Origin of the sequence: Clostridium sp. AF50-3, assembly GCF_003477445.1 — a bacterium.
Taxonomy (GTDB): Bacteria; Bacillota; Clostridia; order Lachnospirales; family Lachnospiraceae; genus Otoolea; species Otoolea fessa.
The window spans coordinates 38,028-56,718 of the sequence record NZ_QUDH01000021.1; the positions used below are offsets into that span (position 1 = coordinate 38,028).

16 protein-coding genes and 3 pseudogenes are annotated in these 18,691 nt (G+C 51.4%); 16 read left to right on the forward strand and 3 right to left on the reverse strand.

The features are described 5' to 3' along the window. Nucleotides 1–13 precede the first annotated feature (13 nt). From DW085_RS16745 to DW085_RS16785, 9 genes are all read left to right on the forward strand, one after another. The gene (locus DW085_RS16745; protein WP_117796293.1) at nt 14–949 is read left to right on the forward strand and encodes a glycosyltransferase family 2 protein; all 936 of its coding nucleotides are present in this window, start codon (nt 14–16) and stop codon (nt 947–949) included. Next, nucleotides 946–2,409, forward strand: a complete 1,464-nt coding sequence (locus DW085_RS16750) for a hypothetical protein (RefSeq protein WP_118493878.1) — start codon at nt 946–948, stop codon at nt 2,407–2,409. Before DW085_RS16745 ends, DW085_RS16750 begins: the two co-directional genes overlap by 4 nt. A gap of 26 nt (nt 2,410–2,435) precedes the next feature. Continuing rightward, nucleotides 2,436–3,209: a glucose-1-phosphate cytidylyltransferase gene (gene rfbF / locus DW085_RS16755; RefSeq protein ID WP_022360069.1), complete on the forward strand. Its 774-nt coding sequence runs from the start codon at nt 2,436–2,438 to the stop codon at nt 3,207–3,209. 259 nt (nt 3,210–3,468) lie between these two features. Continuing rightward, nucleotides 3,469–4,584, forward strand: a complete 1,116-nt coding sequence (gene rfbG / locus DW085_RS16760) for a CDP-glucose 4,6-dehydratase (protein WP_117796322.1) — start codon at nt 3,469–3,471, stop codon at nt 4,582–4,584. A gap of 43 nt (nt 4,585–4,627) precedes the next feature. After that, nucleotides 4,628–5,983 carry a lipopolysaccharide biosynthesis protein RfbH gene (gene rfbH, locus DW085_RS16765; RefSeq protein ID WP_118493881.1) on the forward strand — a complete coding sequence of 452 codons (1,356 nt, stop codon included), beginning with the start codon at nt 4,628–4,630 and terminating at the stop codon, nt 5,981–5,983. 121 nt (nt 5,984–6,104) lie between these two features. Next, a complete protein-coding gene (locus tag DW085_RS16770) occupies nt 6,105–6,998 on the forward strand; it encodes a LicD family protein (RefSeq protein WP_118493895.1) in 894 nt (297 codons plus the stop codon). A gap of 110 nt (nt 6,999–7,108) precedes the next feature. Further along, the gene (locus DW085_RS16775; RefSeq protein WP_118471767.1) at nt 7,109–8,065 is read left to right on the forward strand and encodes a glycosyltransferase family 2 protein; all 957 of its coding nucleotides are present in this window, start codon (nt 7,109–7,111) and stop codon (nt 8,063–8,065) included. A 14-nt stretch (nt 8,066–8,079) separates the two neighbouring features. Next, complete coding sequence (locus DW085_RS16780) at nt 8,080–9,825, forward strand: D-alanyl-D-alanine carboxypeptidase family protein (RefSeq protein ID WP_118493884.1); 1,746 nt, start codon at nt 8,080–8,082, stop codon at nt 9,823–9,825. A 188-nt stretch (nt 9,826–10,013) separates the two neighbouring features. After that, nucleotides 10,014–10,607 (forward strand): hypothetical protein, encoded by a 594-nt coding sequence (locus DW085_RS16785; RefSeq protein ID WP_182430926.1) that lies wholly within the window; start codon nt 10,014–10,016, stop codon nt 10,605–10,607. 136 nt (nt 10,608–10,743) lie between these two features. Here DW085_RS16785 and DW085_RS20715 read toward each other — a convergent pair whose 3' ends face one another. Both DW085_RS20715 and DW085_RS20720 read right to left on the reverse strand, forming a co-directional pair. After that, the gene (locus DW085_RS20715) at nt 10,744–11,316 is read right to left on the reverse strand and encodes a hypothetical protein (protein WP_347475130.1); all 573 of its coding nucleotides are present in this window, start codon (nt 11,314–11,316) and stop codon (nt 10,744–10,746) included. Then, complete coding sequence (locus tag DW085_RS20720; protein ID WP_347475131.1) at nt 11,258–11,722, reverse strand: zinc dependent phospholipase C family protein; 465 nt, start codon at nt 11,720–11,722, stop codon at nt 11,258–11,260. The genes DW085_RS20715 and DW085_RS20720 overlap by 59 nt, the downstream gene beginning before the upstream one ends. Nucleotides 11,723–12,082: 360 nt before the next feature. Here DW085_RS20720 and DW085_RS16800 point away from each other — a divergent pair. After that, nucleotides 12,083–13,359, forward strand: a pseudogene (locus tag DW085_RS16800) (amino acid carrier protein). Between the two features lie 366 nt (nt 13,360–13,725). On the opposite strand, the gene DW085_RS16805 reads toward DW085_RS16800, so the two are convergent. Next, a complete protein-coding gene (locus tag DW085_RS16805; protein ID WP_107000687.1) occupies nt 13,726–14,166 on the reverse strand; it encodes a hypothetical protein in 441 nt (146 codons plus the stop codon). A 283-nt stretch (nt 14,167–14,449) separates the two neighbouring features. Here DW085_RS16805 and DW085_RS16810 point away from each other — a divergent pair. The 6 genes and pseudogenes from DW085_RS16810 to DW085_RS16830 all read left to right on the forward strand — a co-directional run bounded on the left by DW085_RS16810 (nt 14,450) and on the right by DW085_RS16830 (nt 18,527). Next, a pseudogene (locus tag DW085_RS16810) lies at nt 14,450–14,976 on the forward strand (peptidylprolyl isomerase). A gap of 3 nt (nt 14,977–14,979) precedes the next feature. After that, entirely contained in the window at nt 14,980–15,426 is a 447-nt protein-coding gene (locus DW085_RS18925; RefSeq protein ID WP_147353979.1) for a hypothetical protein, read from the forward strand. Next, on the forward strand, nt 15,375–15,680 hold the full coding sequence (locus DW085_RS16815; protein WP_182430927.1) for a GNAT family N-acetyltransferase: 306 nt from the start codon (nt 15,375–15,377) through the stop codon (nt 15,678–15,680). Before DW085_RS18925 ends, DW085_RS16815 begins: the two co-directional genes overlap by 52 nt. Before the next feature lie 55 nt (nt 15,681–15,735). After that, nucleotides 15,736–16,647 (forward strand): 4-(cytidine 5'-diphospho)-2-C-methyl-D-erythritol kinase, encoded by a 912-nt coding sequence (gene ispE / locus DW085_RS16820; protein WP_022360083.1) that lies wholly within the window; start codon nt 15,736–15,738, stop codon nt 16,645–16,647. Then, a pseudogene (locus DW085_RS16825) lies at nt 16,631–17,310 on the forward strand (GntR family transcriptional regulator). The gene ispE and the pseudogene DW085_RS16825 overlap by 17 nt, the downstream one beginning before the upstream one ends. Then, on the forward strand, nt 17,307–18,527 hold the full coding sequence (locus tag DW085_RS16830) for an aldo/keto reductase (protein WP_118493892.1): 1,221 nt from the start codon (nt 17,307–17,309) through the stop codon (nt 18,525–18,527). The pseudogene DW085_RS16825 and the gene DW085_RS16830 overlap by 4 nt, the downstream one beginning before the upstream one ends. Nucleotides 18,528–18,691 lie beyond the last annotated feature (164 nt).

An 18,691-nucleotide genomic window follows, 5' to 3' on the forward strand; every position in this document is an offset into this window, starting at 1 on the left:
CGGGAGGAGAAAAATGGACAAGATAGCGGTATTAATTCCGTGTTATAATGAAGGTCAGACGATTGCCAAGGTGGTCAAGGACTACCGCGAGGCATTGCCGGAGGCAACGATCTATGTATATGACAATAATTCATCGGATCACACGGATGAGATTGCCAGGGAGGCAGGCGCGGTTGTGCGCTATGAATACCAGCAGGGCAAGGGAAATGTCATCCGCAGCATGTTCCGCGACATTGACGCGGAGTGCTATGTCATGACGGACGGCGATGACACCTACCCGGCGGAGGACGCGAGAAAGCTGGCAGACCAGATTTTACAGGGAAAAGCGGATATGGTCATCGGCGACCGCCTTTCTTCGACGTATTTTACCGAAAATAAGCGTCCGTTCCACAATACGGGAAATCGTCTGGTGCGTGGGCTTATCAACCTGATTTTCAAGAGTAATATCAAGGATATCATGACAGGCGCGCGCGCATTTAACTATGAATTTGTCAAGAGCTTCCCGATTCTTTCGACCGGATTTGAGATTGAGACGGAGATGAGCATCCATGCGCTGGACAAGAACTTTAAGCTGGTGGAGATCCCGGTTGGATACCGTGACCGCCCGGAGGGAAGTGTGTCAAAGTTAAATACATTTTCGGATGGATTTAAGGTGCTACGCACGATCGCGAGACTCTTCCGGGATTACAAGCCATTTGCGTTCTTTGGATGGCTGGGACTCATTTGTTTTGCGATTGCAACGGCATTTTTCGCGCCGGTGCTCAGCGGCTATCTGGCAACCGGCATGGTGCCGAAGTTCCCGACCCTGATCGCGTGTTCCGGGCTTTATGTGATTTCGTTCCTGCTGTGGATCAGCGGTGTGATTCTGGAGGTTATCACGAAGAAACACCGTCAGTTATTTGAACTTTACTTGAACCAGCTGAGCATTTTAAAGAGGAGAGACGGATGAAACGCCGTGTATTTTTAGGGCTTCCGGTTATTTTGGGGATTTTGTTTTATATCTGGTATATATTTCATGCCTCGGACAATGTGGCGTATTCGGATTATATCCGGCTGGTCAATTCGTATCTGCCGGATGTGACAAATCCGGCGAAATTCTTTGTACCGGATATCCTGACGCGCGTTCCGATCACGTATCTGGGGCGCATCATCAATGTGAAACTATTTGGCTATAATACGTATTTTGACATGATTCTGGGTGTTTTGAGCCTGGGTGCGGGCGCGGCGGTGCTGGCGCTCTACGCAGAGCGGAACCGCTCGGTCGGCTATCTTTCCTTCCTGTTGATTCAGTTTGTATATTTCAGCCTGAATAAATGGGAAATGATGACGAACGGGACCGGCTGGGTCTGCACTCTGTCGATCTCCGGATTTTTATTCCATTTTGCAGTCCTCGACCATGCAGCGGCGACCCGGTGCCGGAATATGTCTGACCGGGTGCTTCTGGCAATTCTGCCGATCCTGCTGGTCGTGCTGGTGGCAGGACCGTACAGCGGCGGCTATGCGGTGATTCTGGTGCTGGCATACGGCGCACTGTGGCTGGCGGATCGGCGCGGGGATGCTGAAACAAGCAGCCGCTCCTGGAGCCGAAAGTGCCGGAGAACCTGGTGCATCGGGGCATTGACAACGGTTCTTGCGATGGTATTATATCTTTGGAGCAATTCACAGGCAGTTTACGTACACCGTGGAGCAGTGACTGATGTTTCAATCGCTCAGGAATTTGCCGCCCAGCCGCTCTTTTTCCTGCGGTTTCTGCTGAAATCGGTGGCATCGTCGGTGATCGGCGTGGCGCAGATTCAGGAGCTGGAGGCAGGAAGCCCCTGGTTTGTCCGGCTGCATCTTGTGTATCTGCTGGGGCTGGCAGTGTTTGTTTCGTATCTGCTGGCACTGTATCTGAATGTGCGGTTTCAGCTTTATAAAAAGACTATTTTTCCGCTTCTGCTGGTTCTCAGCGGCGGCTGTAACCATCTGCTGGTGCTGGCGGCGCGGTGGATTTTCCTGAAGGACGAGTACGGGATGTCCTCGCGGTACGAGATACAGTATCAGATGGGAATTGTAGGAATTCTGCTTACGTTTGCACTCGTCTGGAGTATGTGCCGGGAAAAGGCGCAGGAAACAGAGGCAGATAAGGCGAAAACACGCGTGCCGGAGAAACGGGCAGCCCGCACACTTTTAAAGGTCTGTATGCTGGCATTTACCGTGCTGACGGTCTTTGGAAATGCATGGACAACCCGGGCAGAAATCCGGACAGCGCCGTACCGGAAAGCATATTTACAGGTATCAAGGGAGCTGGGACGGAATTACCGGACGGCGAGCGATGAGGATCTGGAAACCTACTTGCATAACGACCCGGATGCAGTGCGGGATGCGATGAGAATTTTGGAAGAAAACCATTTGAACATATTTCGATAAAAACGATGGACGGAAGGAGAAGTGCAATGAAAGTTGTAATATTAGCGGGTGGATTCGGCACACGAATCAGCGAGGAAAGCCATTTAAAACCAAAGCCAATGATCGAGATCGGAGAACAGCCGATTCTCTGGCATATCATGAAGCACTATTCCCAGTATGGATTCAATGATTTTGTGATCTGTCTGGGCTACAAACAGTATGTAGTAAAAGAGTATTTTGCCGATTATTTCCTGCATACGTCGGATGTGACCTTCGATCTGGCGAAGAACGAGATGCAGGTGCATAACAACTATTCCGAGCCGTGGCGCGTGACGCTGGTCGATACCGGACTGCACACGATGACGGGCGGTCGTATCAAACGTATCCGCGATTACATTGGGGATGAGACGTTCATGCTGACCTACGGCGACGGCGTTTCCAACGTGGATTTGGACGCGCTGGTGGCATTCCACAAGCAGCACGGCAAGATCGCGACCCTGACCGGCGTCAACATCGGACAGCGTTTCGGTGTCATGGATGTTGACAGCGACGGACACATCCGCGAGTTCCGTGAGAAGAACGATGATGACGGCAAGATCGTCAACGGCGGCTTCATGGTACTCGAACCGGGCGTCTTTGACTATATCGAGGGCGATGATACCGTCTTTGAGAAAGCGCCGTTGGAGCAGCTTGCCAAGGACGGACAGCTGATGGTATACCGCCACGACGGTTTCTGGAAATGTATGGATACCCAGCGTGACAAGATGCAGCTGGAACAGATGTGGCAGGAAGGCAATGCGCCCTGGAAGCTGTGGAAATAATATACTGTAAGGGAAAATTCAAGGAATATACACAAATCCTGTAAGAAAGTATGATATAATGAGCGCAGAAGGAAAGAATGCGGCTGCGAAGCAGACATATTCTTTTCTTGCGCCATTAACGAACGAACAGCCATGCGAAGCAGGGCGGTAGAGCGCGATAGCGCGGGTTCGTGAGTGGACGGGTGAGAAATATAATAAGAGCACTCAGCAAAGATAATGGAGTGATGAAATCACGAAATTAATTAAAAAGAGGAAAACCATGGAACTTCTTGATTTTTATAAAGGAAAACGGGTCCTTGTGACCGGTGACACAGGCTTTAAGGGAAGCTGGCTGGTCCGCATCCTACATCTGGCGGGGGCGGAGGTGACCGGCTATGCGCTGAAAGCGCCGACCGAGCCGTCGATGTTTGAGATCCTGCATCTGGGGGAGACGATTCACCATGTGGATGGGGATGTGCGCGATTTCGCCCATTTAAAACAGGTGTTTGATGAGACGAAGCCAGAGATTGTACTCCATCTGGCAGCGCAGCCGATCGTGCGCGAGTCGTACCGGGATCCGGTCGGCACGTATGCGGCGAATGTCATGGGTACGGTTCATGTGCTGGAATGCGCCAGACAGTGTGAATCCGTCCGCTCTCTCGTCAATGTGACGACGGACAAGGTTTATGAAAATAAGGAATGGGAGTACGGTTACCGCGAAAATGACCCGCTGGACGGCTACGATCCGTATTCCAATAGCAAATCCTGTTCGGAGCTGGTGACACACAGCTATAAGCAGTCGTTCTTCACGGACGGCCGCTGCGCCGTCTCAACCTGTCGTGCTGGCAATGTGATCGGCGGCGGTGATTTTGCGGCGGACCGGATCGTGCCGGACTGCGTGCGCGCAGCGGAAAAGAAAGAGCCGATCATCGTGCGGAATCCGCATTCGACGCGCCCGTTCCAGCATGTGTTAGAGCCGCTGTTTTTGTATCTGACGGTGGCAAAGGCGCAGTGGGAAAATGCGGAGCTGGCGGGCTGCTATAACGTCGGACCGGATGACTGTGACTGCGTCAATACAGGACGTCTGGCGGATCTGTTCTGTGAAACATGGGGCGGCGGGATGCATTGGATCAACCGCTATGATGGAGGTCCGCATGAGGCGAATTTTCTGAAACTGGATTGTTCCAAAGTGAAAAAGGTATTTGGCTGGAAGCCGCACTTCCATGTAGAAGAGGCGATGGCTGCGACGGTGGAATGGTCGAAGAAGTGGCTTGCCGGAGCGGATATGCGCGAGGTGACGGATGAGCAGATCCGGGCGTATGCGGCTCGGTTTGAAGAAAAACAGATAGATGCAGGCGGCTGCACGAAAGGTGTGTCTGGCAGCAGGCAGATCTGATACGGCTGCGGCAGAGAACGGTAGCAAAAGCAGGAGGAGAAACATGGCAGAAGAAAAAGTAACCCTGTCGGACGGAAAAGAGGCTGCGCGTCAGCAGATTCTCGATCTGGTGGCAGAGTATTGCGATAAATATCATAATCAAAAAAAAGAATTTACCGAGGGACAGCGGATTCCGTATGCGTCCCGCGTTTACGATAACCATGAGATGGTCAATCTGGTAGACAGTGCGCTGGAGTTCTGGCTGACCTCCGGACGTTACACCGATCAGTTTGAGGCGGGGCTTGCGAAGTACCTGGGGGTCAAATACTGTTCCCTTGTAAACTCCGGTTCCTCCGCGAACCTGATCGCATTTATGGCGCTGACTTCCCCATTGCTGGGAGAGCGCCGGGTGTGCCGCGGCGATGAGATTATCACGGTTGCGGCAGGTTTCCCGACGACGGTAACCCCGGCGATCCAGTATGGCGCAGTTCCAGTGTTTGTGGATGTGACGATTCCACAATACAACATCGACGCCGATAAGCTGGAGGCGGCGCTTTCAGAGAAGACGAAAGCGGTTATGATCGCCCATACACTGGGAAATCCGTTTGATTTACAGAAGGTAAAAGAATTCTGTGACCGTCATAACCTGTGGTTGGTGGAGGACAACTGTGATGCCCTCGGAAGCCGCTATGAGCTGAACGGCGAGTGGCATTTTACCGGTACGATCGGAGATATCGGAACGTCCAGCTTTTATCCGCCGCACCACATGACGATGGGCGAGGGCGGCGCCGTGTACACGGACAATCCGCTTTTAAACAAGATTATCCGTTCCTTCCGCGACTGGGGACGCGACTGTGTCTGCCCGTCCGGCTGCGATAACCTCTGCGGTCACCGATTTGACCGCCAGTATGGTGAGCTGCCGCTTGGCTACGACCATAAATATGTATACTCCCATTTTGGATATAATTTAAAGGCGACCGATCTACAGGCGTCGATCGGCTGCGCGCAGCTTGAAAAGTTTCCATCCTTCGTGGAGCGCAGAAAACACAATTTCGCCCGTCTGAAAGCGGGACTTGCCGGAACCGAGGACGCATATATCCTGCCGGTTGCCTGTGAGCATTCCGATCCGAGCTGGTTTGGTTTCCTTCTGACCTGCCAAGAGGGCGTGGATCGGAACAAGGTAGTCAAATATGTCGAGGAAAAGGGCGTGCAGACGCGTATGCTCTTTGCCGGAAACCTGATCAAGCATCCGTGCTTTGATGAGATGCGGAAAGAAAACTGCGGCTACCGCGTAGCCGGAACTCTGGAAAATACCGACCGTATCATGCGCGATACCTTCTGGGTCGGCGTTTATCCGGGCATGACAGATGAAATGATTGATTATATGGCAAAGACACTTCGTGAGGCATGCCGTCAGTAGGGACGGGGACCGCGGCAATTCACAGGTGGGGAGATACTCTGCCTGTAAGAAAATGCCTGTGAAAATGAGCAGCTGTGACAGAGAAAGAACAGTTACAGGAGAAAATGAGGGGACAACCATCATGAATGAGGAAAAATCAGAGAGCCGCAGGGCGGTCAAACTGCCGCCGTGTCCGGGGCTTGAGAAGGTTCACCGGGCGAATCTGCGCCTTTTGAAGGAGATAGACCGGATCTGCCGGAAATACAAGATTTCCTATATGCTGGATTCCGGGACACTTTTGGGCGCGGTGCGTCATGAGGGATTTATCCCGTGGGATGATGATGTCGATCTGGCATTTACACGTGCCAATTATGAGATGTTTTTGAAGGTAGCGCCGCGGGAGCTGCCGGAGGGAATGTCCCTGCTGCGCCCGGAGGAGATCCGGGGTGGCAAGGTGTTTTATGATTTTACAACGCGTGTCATCTATGACAACAGCCGCGTCCATGAGGACAATGAGCAGATGCAGTTTTATGAGGGAAAATTAAACCATCTCTGGGTGGATCTGTTCGTCCTTGACCGCCTGCCGGATAGTAAGGTGGGCGCGTGGAGCGCAAAATTTCTTCAGAAGGTTATTTATGGAATGGCGATCGCACACCGTGATCAGATTGATTTCAGCAAATACAGCCTGATGGATAAGCTGCGGGTTGGTGTGCTGGCAGGTGTGGGGCACCTTGTCCCGATGCCGGTTTTATTTAAGCTGCAGAGACTTGCAGCGGCGAAGGATCGCAAAAAGAAGACGAAACACTGGTATTACAGCAATTACCAGCCGGATTATCTCTATGTAACGCTGGAGGGCGCATGGTGCGAGCGCGCGGTGGATCTGCCGTTTGAGGACACAAAGCTGATGGTGCCGGCGGGCTATGAGCATGTGCTGGAGTGGATTTACGGCGACTATATGACGCTGCCGCCGGTGGAAAAACGGGTTCCGGCACATTCTTCGATAGCGATCGAAATTTTGGATGACCCGGATGCTTAATTGAAAGATGAAATATGAGTAAGAAAGATAAGAAAAAACGGACAGACAGCATGGAAGATAAGAAGAAAAATGAAACCAGACAGTCGACCATGCAGAACAGGATGGAAAATATGAACGGACAGAAACCAAAGACGATCTCGATCGTGATTTCTGTTTACAACGAGGAAAAGGCGCTGCATGAGTTCTATCGGGAGGCAACTCCGATTTTTGAGGCGCTGCCGTGGAATTACGAACTGATTTTTGTCAACGACGGAAGTGCGGACGCCTCGGGGCAGATTCTGGCAGAACTGGCGGCAGCGGATCCGCGGGTACGTGTGATCAACTTTTCCCGCAACTTTGGCCATGAGGCGGCGATGCTTGCGGGGCTGGATCACAGCATCGGGGAGGGCATCGTGTGTATGGATGCCGATCTGCAGCATCCGCCGGAATGTGTGGCGCAGATAATCGAAAGATTCGAAGAGGGCTATGAGGTTATCAACATGGTCCGGACGAAAAATAAATCGGCTGGATTCATCAAAAACCTGACGTCTTCTGCTTTTTATAAATTTTTGAACAAGATTTCAGATGTGAAGCTGGAAAATAACGCATCCGATTTCTTTGCGCTGACTGCCAATGCGGCGCAGGTGTTAAAGACCAATTACCGGGAAAAAGTGCGTTTCCTGCGCGGCTATGTGCAGAATATCGGATTTAACCGGACGACCATCGAGTATGAGGCGAGAGCCAGGGTGGCGGGCGAGAGCAAGTACAGCATCCGGAAATTATTTAAATTTTCGATCAATACGATTCTCTGCTTTTCGGATCTGCCGCTAAAGCTCGGCATTTACTCGGGAATTATTGTGGGCTTTCTGGGGCTGCTCGTGATGCTGGAAACGATTTATGAGTGGGCGGTCAAAGGAACGCCCAATGGTTACGCGACGATCGTAGTGCTTTTATGCTTTATGTTCGCGATGCTGTTCGTGATTGTGGGAATTATCGGGGAGTATATCGCGATCCTGTTTACAGAATTGAAGGATCGTCCAATTTATATCGTTCATGATACAAAAGGATTTCCGGAAAAGGAAAGCTGACAGGAAGGAATCGTATGAAGAGATTAAGACGTTTACTGATAAGTTTGATGATTACGGCACTGATGGCTGCCGGAATGCCGATGACGGCATTTGCAAAGCCGGACTGGCCCTCGGATACGGGGATCGAGTCGGAGGCAGGCATTGTCATGGATGCGGACTCCGGGGCGGTTTTATTTGGGCAGAACATCCATGTGCAGAAGGCGCCGGCAAGTATCACGAAAATATTGACGGCGCTCGTAGTCATTGAGAACAGCAGTCTGGATGATACGGTCACATTTTCCCACGATGCCGTTTACAACGTGGAAGATGGCAGCGGAAACAAGAACGCCATCGAGGAGGGCGACACGCTTTCGGTGCGCGATTGTCTCTACCTGCTGCTGATGCGTTCTTCCAACCAGGCGGCGAATGCGCTGGCGGAGCATGTGGGCGGAAGCCGCGACGGTTTTGTGAAGATGATGAACGAGAAGACGGCGGAGCTTGGCTGTGAGAACAGCCATTTTGCGAATCCGTCCGGTCTGAATGACGACACACAGCTCACTTCGGTGTATGATATGGCGCTGATCGCATCGGCGGCGTATAAAAATGACACGCTTTTAACGATCAGTAAGGATAAGAGCTACCGATTACCGGCGACGAAGAACAATCCGGACGGTGTGACCATCCAGCCGGAGCACAAGCTTCTTATCACGACTGACACAGAGAGTCCGAACTATTATCCATATGCGGTAGCCGGAAAGACCGGTTACACATCCGTTGCGGGGCAGACGCTTGTTACCTATGCGATCAAGGATGACAGACGCCAGATTGCGGTCACGATGAAGAGTACGCAGGCGACCCATTATCAGGATACGATTGCATTGCTGGATTTCGGCTTTCTACGGTTTGAAAATGTAAATATTTCGGAAAATGAGACGGCATACACAAGCGGCGATCAGCCGGTGCAGATCGGAGACAATAGCTATCAGCCGTCCGATTTATCGATGGATACGTCGGCAGTCATCACGATCCCGAAGGATGCTTCGTTTGCGGATGCGGAGAAGACGGTGGTAACGGATCTGCCGGAGGATGCACCGCTGGGCGCGGTGGCACTGCTTTCTTACAAATACAACGACCGCAAGATCGGACAGGTGTATCTGATCAGCGCATCGGCGGCAGAAGCGGCAGCAAACGGGGAGACGGCTCCGGATGACGGAAATACGGCATCGGATCCGGCAGCATCCAATACAGGCGCGTCCGGAAAACCGAAGCAGGCGAAATCTTCGTTCCACCTGACCCTGCCGAAACTTCCGAAAGTATCGGTGAGAACGGTGCTGATTGTGGTCGTCAGTGTGCTTCTGGCAGCGGCGTGTGCGGCGCTTGTATGGTTGTTCTACCAGCGTCATCAGGAAGAAAAGAGACGCCAGGAGGAGCGGAGAAAACGGAGAAGACAGCGTCTGCAGGAGATCGGCTGTTCGCAGGAAGAGTTTGAAAAACTGCTTGAAAAGCGGATGGGCGCGTCCTACTGGGCGTCTGGCACAGCGGAGGCAGATGAGAGCACAGAGCAGGCGGAGTCTGACATGGATGTGCGATCTGGTTCAGGACAGGTTCCGGCGGCAGATGCAGCCGCGCCCCGGCTGGCAGAGAGTGGAAAAGCAAGAACTGGTTCCACGGAAAAGAAGCCGCTGAAAGAAAAACTTGCACAGAAAGAGGCAGAGGATGCCAAAACACAGCAGGGTGTGCAGGAGGATGACACAGAGCTTACGGTTGAGGATTTGGATTGACAACCTGGATGCGCTAAATGGCGGTAAAATGGTCCAGATGGATTGTTTACGGGAAATTTTGGAAAGTATGAAGATTTTTTGAATTTTTCTAAAATGACTACAAAAACAAAAGGCGATATTATATAATAGCCATGCGGTTCGGGCTGGTTCCGGCTGTGAATGAGTGAATGAAGGGATAGAAGAACACGATGAAAAAACTTCTGATAATGATGGTTGCGTGTATGGCGCTGCTCAGCGGATGCACGGAGAGTACGATTGTAAAACCGACTTCTGAGACGGTAGTCGGAGATCCGAATTTTGAGACCCAGGAAAATGTTGAGATCGACTGGACACAGGTCAGCACGGACGCGGAAGACATGTTCAAGGATACAAGTACCTACGAGTACGGCCGCGATTTCCATTTCTATATGGAGCCGAACAAGAAACAGATCATGCTGATCTGGGTAGTGGCAGATGATCTGCCGGATGATCAGATAGGAACCTATGCGGAAGATTTAATCAAGGGATTCAACGACGTTGTCCACACCCAGGACTTTTCGATTGAGATGTCCGGTAAAGATTCCTACGGCGGACTGTGGAAACAGTATGCACTGTCCTACAGCATCATTCCGGAGAGCGACCAGGATAACGAGGACGCATGGTTTATCAGCGGTTCCTATGAGGCTGGCGCAGATTTCAAACTTCCGGATACCAAAGAGCTGATTTCCAAGGTGAAAGAGAAAGAAGCAGCAGGCGAGTACGATACGACTGAGGCGGAGGAAGAGACAGAAAACGCAGAATAAGAGGGTGTTTGCGGAGATACGGGATATTTTCTGTGTATAATTAAGAGAAAAGTGATCAAAAAAGCTGTCATATGAGAAACAGATGAGTGTTTTTCATGTGACAGCTTTTATTTACCAGGAACTGGAGTGCGTGTTTTTAATCAACAGGTAGTCCGCTGTGATAAGACTCATTCCCCAGTTCTGTCAGAAGCGGCGATAGATCCTGTTTATCTAACGGCACGTTGTCTGTGACGGCGCTGTTTAAAAGTGCATAGACACGGCTGCATTTGTCCAATGTTTCATGGAAGAGATCGACAAATGAGGCGGTTGAGACGCGGGTCGGATCCCACGGGTTGCCCCATGCTTCGTGGTTTAGGTTACAGCTGCTCCGATAGTCGGTTACGGAGTCCGTTACCATTTTCGCGGAAGCAACTGGGTGGTTGACGAAGATGGATTCGACCTGTGCAATGCCGAATTTTTTCTTGCCGTTCTTGTCCGAGAGTGTCCGGCAGCCGAAGCGCAGCGCCCAGATGGAGCGGTGCACCATCGCCGGAGTAACCTGGAAGTTGTTGCGGTAGGTGATAGGATAATAGGTTTCGTTGATGCAGGAAGCCAGAAAATGGGAAATGAACTGGATTTCCTGTCCATTTAGACAGATCGTGGCGGTCTGGTTAAATTCGGACGGCTTCTTTTTTTTTATATTTCCAGAGCAGGATCGCGTCGAGCTCATTTTCCAGATGTGCGTGCATCCCGTGATGCATGGAGGTCGGGGCATCCACCGGATAGCCGATGCGCCCGTACACGTAAGGATGACAGATCGAATCGGCAATGTAATGGTTTATAAATCCGGCCAGATAGGAGATGGCTTCCTCCTGCTGCTGGCGCGAGCGGATGGTTCCAATACGGCGCAGACAGCACTCAAAAAAGGCGTTTACCTTGTGTTCGTGCATATAGGAACCGACGTTGCGGTAATCGCGGTGGCGCAGGATCGGGATATTATAGAAAAACATATCCGGTCCCTGCAGACCGAGCTGGTAGAGCCAGCGGTATTTGGCGATCGTGTGTTTTAAGGGTGTGAACGGCATATCGTTGTATGCTTTCATGCCGAATATATAGTGCGTGGTAAAACCTGGCATATTGTTTTCATCCTTTCCAGAAGGACAGAGATTTGGAAATTTGTCCGCCTGTCCGATATGCTTATTGTAGCACTGCCGGTCTGGTTTGTCATGGGGTTTGCGGATGTTTACAGAAAGTGTAAGAAAACGTGGTTACTGGACACGTATGCGTGTACAGTAACAAAACGTGGATGGAAAGAGAGTTCTCGGAAGGCAATATCACGGCTTGGAGAATGAAATATCATAGTAAATCATAAGATTGGTTTGATAGAGTGAAAATAGATATAGAAAGGTGCTCGGATGGAAGCGCTCAGAATCGTACAGAAAATGGTGTGGGGACCGTGGCTTCTGGGACTGTTTCTGGCGGTTGGAGTCCTCTGCATGGTGCGTCTGCGGGGATTTCCGATCCGTCATATCAGAGTCTGGTGGGGAGAGACGGTTGGGAGCGGCGGGAAAGGACAGCTTTTGACGACCTGCACCGCGCTGGCGGCGACGGTCGGAACGGGAAATATCACGGGCGTGGCAGCCGCGTTGGCGATCGGTGGTCCGGGTGCTGTGTTCTGGATGTGGGCGGCGGCATTTCTGGGGATGGCGCTGGCATATACGGAGGTTTATCTGGGAATTTTGTATGGGGGCGGACCTTATGTCTATCTGGAAAATGGGGTTGGAGCTGTTTCGCTGGAAAATGCTATGCCCTGTTTTGCGTGCTGGCGTCGCTTGGAATGGGATGTATGGTACAGGCGGGGGCTCTGGCGGATAGTCTGCGCTATGCAACATCCCTGCCGCCGCTTGGAACCGGTATCATACTGGCAGTTTTGACTGCCGTGGTGCTCTTTGGTGGGGCAAAACGCATCGGATGGACGGCTTCGGTGCTGGTACCGGTATCGGCGGGGCTGTATCTGCTGGCAGGTGGAATCGCCGTGTTCAGCTTTTATGATCAGATACCAGAAATATTGGGGAACATTGTGGGCGGGGCATTTGGACTGGCAGATAATGCAGGACAGACGGATGGAAGCAGTATTTTGAATTTTTCAGGAATTTCGGGCGGGATGACCGGGTACGGAATGGCAGCGGCGATCCGGAGCGGGGTATCGCGCGGTGTGTTTTCCAATGAGGCGGGCCTGGGGAGTCTGGCGGTGCTGCATGGGATGAGTGAGGGAAAGGGGAGGCTAAGACAGAGGCAGGAAGCGCAGAAACAGGGAATGTGGGCGATTTTCGAGGTGTTTTTCGATACGATCATAGGGTGCAGCCTGACCGCTTTTTTACTGCTCTGTGTATTTCCACACAATCTGACCGAGAAGATCGATTCCCTGGGCGGCAGCGGCGCGGTGGCGGCGGCTCTGACAGCCCGTTTTGGAAATGCGGGCGGCATAGTGACGGCGGCGTGCATGGTGCTGTTTGCCTTTGCCACGATCCTTGCCTGGTTTTACATCGGCGATCAGGCACTTGGATGGCTGATGCGGGATGTTCCACAGAAGCGTGCCGACAAAATATGTATTTTGTATCACGGAGGTTATCTTGCCTCGGTCTTTCTCGGCTGCGTCAGCCGGATGGAAGCCGTCTGGGCGGTATCTGATATTTTCAATGGGCTGATGGCGGTGCCAAATCTTGCAGCGCTGGTGCTGCTTGGCAGGAAGGTACGAAGACCGGAACGGTGAGAGAGTTGAGAAATTCAGATACAACAAAAGACCTCTCCAGCAGTGAGAGTCTTTTGGTATTGAAAAAGGGAGGAGAGCTGATATAAACTCAGCTCGGTATTATGAAAAAAATTTGTAAGCATTGCTTGTTGCTATGGTTATAGTATAGGGAAAAATCGTGAAGAAACCATGTTAATTGTGTAAAAGGTTTTTTAATGAAGTGTGAACGAAATATGAACGCGGAACATGGATTCCATGATTACGATAAATATATCTTATGTTCGGAGGAGCGAAAATGGCAGCCTGGGCAGGAAACACAGATATTTTGCGTGCTTCGTCTGTCAAGACTGCCATAAAAAATACGGGTATAAAGTGTGTCAACAATCCTTATTCCGCTTTTTTGACGGATAAAACGGTTCCGCTGAATGCATCCACTTCACTGACGGTTCCCGTATACGTTACGGTAACTTTATCCCCATCTTTTACATCAGAAAGCCCGTCCGGTTTCTGATCCTGCTCGAAGCTGAATTCATAATCGGTTCCGTCGGCGGTGATCGTAAACATAAAGTCTTTGATGTCGCTGATCGTACCAGTCATTGTGGACTGTTTTGCATCGGCAGTTCCTTCGGATGGAAGAACGGCGTCTTTGGCGTCTTCTTTTAAATCATCCATCGGGCTGCTTTCGTCCATGCCATTCGAGCTGGACTCGGAGGAGGCGGACTGGGACGATTCATTAGCAGTCGGTTCATTCACGTTTTTGGAAGAGCAGGCGGTTGCGAGCGAGAGGATCGCAGCCGCGCCCAGGATAGCAAAATATGTTTTTTTCATAGTACATTACCAACCTTTCTTTTGACTTAGTTTGCTCACAGATGTATGATGCAGGACAGATGATGATTCCTGAGCGCAACATTCATCTTTTCGCATAGAATGTCCATTTCGACATTGTGCTATACATCTTAAGCCATAAATGTGAACGAATTGTGAGGAGAAACTTACGAAATGTAAAGAAAATGGACAAATATGGAACGAAAAACAGTCGATTTTCGAACGTTCTTATGGTATAATGTGACCACTTAATGAGGTATTTTTTAAAATTCAGGAGGAAACATACATGAAAAATCCAGTTGTTACCATTGAGATGGAAAATGGTGATATCATGAAGGCAGAGCTCTACCCAGAGATTGCGCCGAACACAGTCAACAACTTTATCAGCCTGATCAAGAAGGGCTTTTATGATGGCCTGATCTTCCACCGTGTCATCAAGGGCTTTATGATTCAGGGCGGATGCCCGAATGGAAATGGTATGGGCGGTCCAGGGTATACCATCAAGGGTGAGTTCAGCCAGAATGGTTTTACGAACAATTTCAAGCACACCAAGGGCGTTCTCTCTATGGCGCGTGCGATGGACCCGAACTCCGCAGGTTCCCAGTTCTTCATCATGCATGAGACTTCCCCGCATCTGGATGGTCAGTATGCATCCTCGGGAAGATAGTTGAAGGTCTGGATATCGTGGACAAGATTGCCGGCGTCCGCACCGACTGGGGCGATCGTCCGCTGAAAGAGCAGAAGATCAAAAAGATGACCGTTGACACCTTCGGCGAGGAGTACCCGGAGCCGGAAAAAGGAAAAGAAAGATAATCTATGACAATCGAACGAGAAGTAACCATTGCGGGACAGACATACCCGGTGATTCTCTCCGATGAAAACGAAGCTCTTCAGGCTGCGAAAGCAGCCGGGAGAGCTATTGTTGGCTTATGGAGGGAAAACGAGGAAAAACAGCCAGCCGACTATTCATCTTGCCTTTACCTTATTACAGACCCTGAAGACGCCGATGAAACATTCCTGGAACGCGTCGTCCGCCGCCACCTGGCTCTCCCGTGGCTCATTGCTGAAACTGACCGCCTCATCATCCGTGAATTTTCCCAGGACGATCCGTTGGAACCGGCATCCGCTGAGGATGCCGACGGAACTTTTTCTGATTGGAACAAGCGCGAGGAATACCGGAAACACCAGTACCGCTTTGCCGAGTGCGGTTTGTGGGCGCTGGAACGCGCGCGGACGGTGTGCTGGTTGGAAAGGCGGGGCTGACGGACGGAGAGCTGGGATATCATATTTATGAACCGTTCCGCCGTCAGGGCTATGCGCTGGAAGCCTGCCGGGCGATTGTGAAATATGGGTTTGAAACGCTGGAGCTGGATAAGATCCGGCTTTGCACGAAGCGTTCCAACACGGCTTCACGGATATTGGCGGAAAAAATGGGATTCATTCAGGTACCTTCATCTTGCAAGGATTCTATTGTATTTTGTATGCAAAAAGGATATAATAGCTTGTATACAAAATAATGAAAAAATACAATCTAGTGTGATTACACTAAGGGAACGATGGGAGGAATGACCGATGATCAGGCATCTGGAGCTGAAAGCATATGGAAAGATCAATCTCGGTCTGGATGTAGTCCGCCGGAGAGAAGACGGCTACCACGAAGTGCGGATGATCATGCAGACGGTGCGCGTGTACGACGCGATCGAACTGAACCGGACGGAGGAAGAGGGAATCCGTCTTTCAACGAACCTTTATTATCTGCCGGACAATGAAAATAACTTAGGTTACCGCGCGGCGAAACTTCTGATGGATGAGTTTGGAATCCGAGACGGTGTGGAGATCAAGATGAAGAAATTTATCCCGGTGGCAGCCGGGATGGCAGGCGGCAGCAGCGATGCGGCCGCAGTCCTGTTTGGTGTCAACAAGATGTTCGGACTGGGGCTTTCGAAACAGGAGCTGATGGAGCGCGGCGTCCGTCTGGGGGCGGATGTGCCGTACTGTATCATGCGGGGAACGGCTCTTTCGGAGGGAATCGGGGAGATCCTGACACCGCTTCCGCCGATGCCGCAGTGCCGCGTGCTGATTGCCAAACCGGCGGTTAGCGTTTCAACGAAGCATGTGTACGAGAGCTTAAACCTGCCGTCTCTGGGTGCAGAGGCGCATCCGGATATTGATGCGATGCGGGCGGCGATCGAGAAAAAAGACCTCTCCGGCGTCGTTTCACAGCTTGGAAACGTGCTGGAAACGGTGACGATCCCGGAAAATCCGGTGATTCAGACACTCAAAGATAAGATGATGGAGATGGGCGCGGACGGCTCTTTGATGAGCGGAAGCGGTCCAACCGTATTTGGCTTGTTTACGAACCAGACGGCGGCGCAGGCGGCGTATGAGGAACTCCGCTATGGCAGCAGCCAGGATCTGGCGAAACAGGTATACCTGACTAGTTTTTACAACAGGAAGGGGCACGCAGATGGGGAACAATTTTGAGGTTAAAATGAATGAATATCTCCCACTCAGGGATGTGGTATTCAACACACTCCGGCAGGCAATCTTAAAGGGAGAGCTGGCACCGGGCGAGCGCCTGATGGAGATTCAGCTGGCACAGAAGCTGGGCGTCAGCCGCACCCCGATCCGTGAGGCGATCCGCAAGCTGGAGCTGGAAGGACTCGTTCTGATGATTCCGCGGCGCGGCGCGGAGGTGGCGCGAATTTCGGAAAAAAGCCTGAAAGATGTGCTGGAAGTGCGCCGTTCGCTGGAGGAACTGGCGATTGAGCTGGCGTGCCAGCGCATGACGGAAGAAGATATGCAGGCATTGGAAGAAGCACAGAAAGCATTTAAAGCGGCGATTGATCAGGGCGATGCGATGAAGATCGCGGAGACGGATGAGGCATACCATGACGTGATCTACCATTCGACCCGCAACAAGCGTCTGGTGCAGATTTTGAACAACCTGCGTGAGCAGATGTACCGGTTCCGTCTGGAATACATCAAGGACGAGGATAAACGGCAGATTCTGCAGTTAGAGCATGAAAAAATATTGGCGGCATTGCGTCTGCGCCATATGGCGGAGGCAAAGGCGGTAGCAGGGGGCACATAGATAACCAGGAAATCACGGTACTTAAGAATTTAAAGGAGCGGAAGGAAGTATGACATTTAAAGAATTGTACCTGTCCGGACAGATTCCATTTGAGGAAATCGATCGCTATATTTCCCGTTGGAACCGGTCGGATGATGAGCGGACACTGGCAAAATATCTCGGTCTCAACGCCGATGAGGAGGATGTCTGGATCGATGACAGCGACGAGGCGCTGAAAGAGATGCTGGACGCAAGAGAAAGGGTAGCCGGTACGCCGGTTACCCTTGGAAAGACGGATATTATCGTCAATAAAAATGGATTTGGCGCGCTGCCAATCCAGCGTATTTCTTTTGATGATGCGAAGGTACTGCTTCGCAAGGCGTATGATGCGGGTGTCCGTTTCTTTGATACGGCGCGCTTTTATACGGACAGTGAGGAGAAGATCGGCTATGCGCTGAGCGACGTGCGCGAGCATATCTATATTGCGACCAAGACAGCGGCAACGACGGCGGAAGGCTTCTGGAAGGATCTGGAGACGAGTTTACATAATTTAAAAACAGACTACGTGGACATTTACCAGTTCCACAATCCGGCAGTCTGTCCGAAGCCGGGAGACGGAAGCGGTCTTTATGAGGCGATGCTCGAGGCAAAAGAGCAGGGGAAAATCCGTTTCATCGGCATCACGAACCACCGCATGAGCATTGCGGAGGAGGCGATCGAGTCGGGGCTTTACGATACCCTGCAGTTCCCATTTAATTATCTTTCCACCGAGCGGGAGATCGCGTTGGCGAAGGCCTGTGCGGAGCACGAAATGGGATTTATCGCAATGAAGGGTCTGTCGGGCGGTCTGCTGACCAATTCGGCTGCGATCTATGCCTATATGGCACAGTTTGAGAATGTACTGCCGATCTGGGGTGTACAGAAGGAAAGCGAGCTGGACGAATTTTTAAGCTACATCGGCAATCCACCGGAACTGACGGACGAGCTGAAAGCTGTTATCGAAAAAGACCAGAAAGAGCTGGCAGGTGAATTCTGCCGGGGCTGCGGCTACTGTATGCCGTGTCCGGCAGGAATCGAGATCAACAACTGTGCGCGTATGTCCCTGCTTCTGCGCCGTTCTCCGTCAGCGAGATACCTCTCCCCGGAGGGACAGGCGAAGATGAAGAAGATAGAGGACTGCCTGCACTGCGGACACTGCAAGTCGATGTGCCCGTATGGTCTGGATACGCCGAAGCTTTTGGAGGAGAATTATAAGGATTATAAAGAGGTTCTTGCAGGGAAGAGACTGTAAAGAGAGGATAAATGCAAGAGGCATTTTTCCGTAACTGTTCACGGATAGGCACTTTTGGAACCGAAAGTGCCGTAAGAAAACGTGGTGGCAGCAGGAATTTGCCGTATTTAAATGCGAAGCCACGGCAAATTCCGTTACTGGGCACGTATGCGTGAACAGTAACA

What these genes read in the sequence shown, in the direction of transcription:
- DW085_RS16780 (WP_118493884.1), top strand. Translation starts at nt 8,080, where the DNA reads ATGAAGAGATTAAGACGTTTACTGATAAGTTTGATGATTACGGCACTG.
- DW085_RS16775 (WP_118471767.1), top strand. Translation starts at nt 7,109, where the DNA reads ATGAACGGACAGAAACCAAAGACGATCTCGATCGTGATTTCTGTTTAC.
- DW085_RS16770 (WP_118493895.1), top strand. Translation starts at nt 6,105, where the DNA reads ATGAATGAGGAAAAATCAGAGAGCCGCAGGGCGGTCAAACTGCCGCCG.
- DW085_RS16750 (WP_118493878.1), top strand. Translation starts at nt 946, where the DNA reads ATGAAACGCCGTGTATTTTTAGGGCTTCCGGTTATTTTGGGGATTTTG.
- DW085_RS20720 (WP_347475131.1), bottom strand. Translation starts at nt 11,722, where the DNA reads ATGCCAGGTTTTACCACGCACTATATATTCGGCATGAAAGCATACAAC.
- DW085_RS16805 (WP_107000687.1), bottom strand. Translation starts at nt 14,166, where the DNA reads ATGAAAAAAACATATTTTGCTATCCTGGGCGCGGCTGCGATCCTCTCG.
- DW085_RS20715 (WP_347475130.1), bottom strand. Translation starts at nt 11,316, where the DNA reads ATGAGCTCGACGCGATCCTGCTCTGGAAATATAAAAAAAAAGAAGCCG.
- DW085_RS16745 (WP_117796293.1), top strand. Translation starts at nt 14, where the DNA reads ATGGACAAGATAGCGGTATTAATTCCGTGTTATAATGAAGGTCAGACG.
- rfbG (WP_117796322.1), top strand. Translation starts at nt 3,469, where the DNA reads ATGGAACTTCTTGATTTTTATAAAGGAAAACGGGTCCTTGTGACCGGT.
- DW085_RS16830 (WP_118493892.1), top strand. Translation starts at nt 17,307, where the DNA reads ATGACATTTAAAGAATTGTACCTGTCCGGACAGATTCCATTTGAGGAA.
- DW085_RS18925 (WP_147353979.1), top strand. Translation starts at nt 14,980, where the DNA reads ATGACAATCGAACGAGAAGTAACCATTGCGGGACAGACATACCCGGTG.
- rfbH (WP_118493881.1), top strand. Translation starts at nt 4,628, where the DNA reads ATGGCAGAAGAAAAAGTAACCCTGTCGGACGGAAAAGAGGCTGCGCGT.
- rfbF (WP_022360069.1), top strand. Translation starts at nt 2,436, where the DNA reads ATGAAAGTTGTAATATTAGCGGGTGGATTCGGCACACGAATCAGCGAG.
- DW085_RS16785 (WP_182430926.1), top strand. Translation starts at nt 10,014, where the DNA reads ATGAAAAAACTTCTGATAATGATGGTTGCGTGTATGGCGCTGCTCAGC.
- ispE (WP_022360083.1), top strand. Translation starts at nt 15,736, where the DNA reads ATGATCAGGCATCTGGAGCTGAAAGCATATGGAAAGATCAATCTCGGT.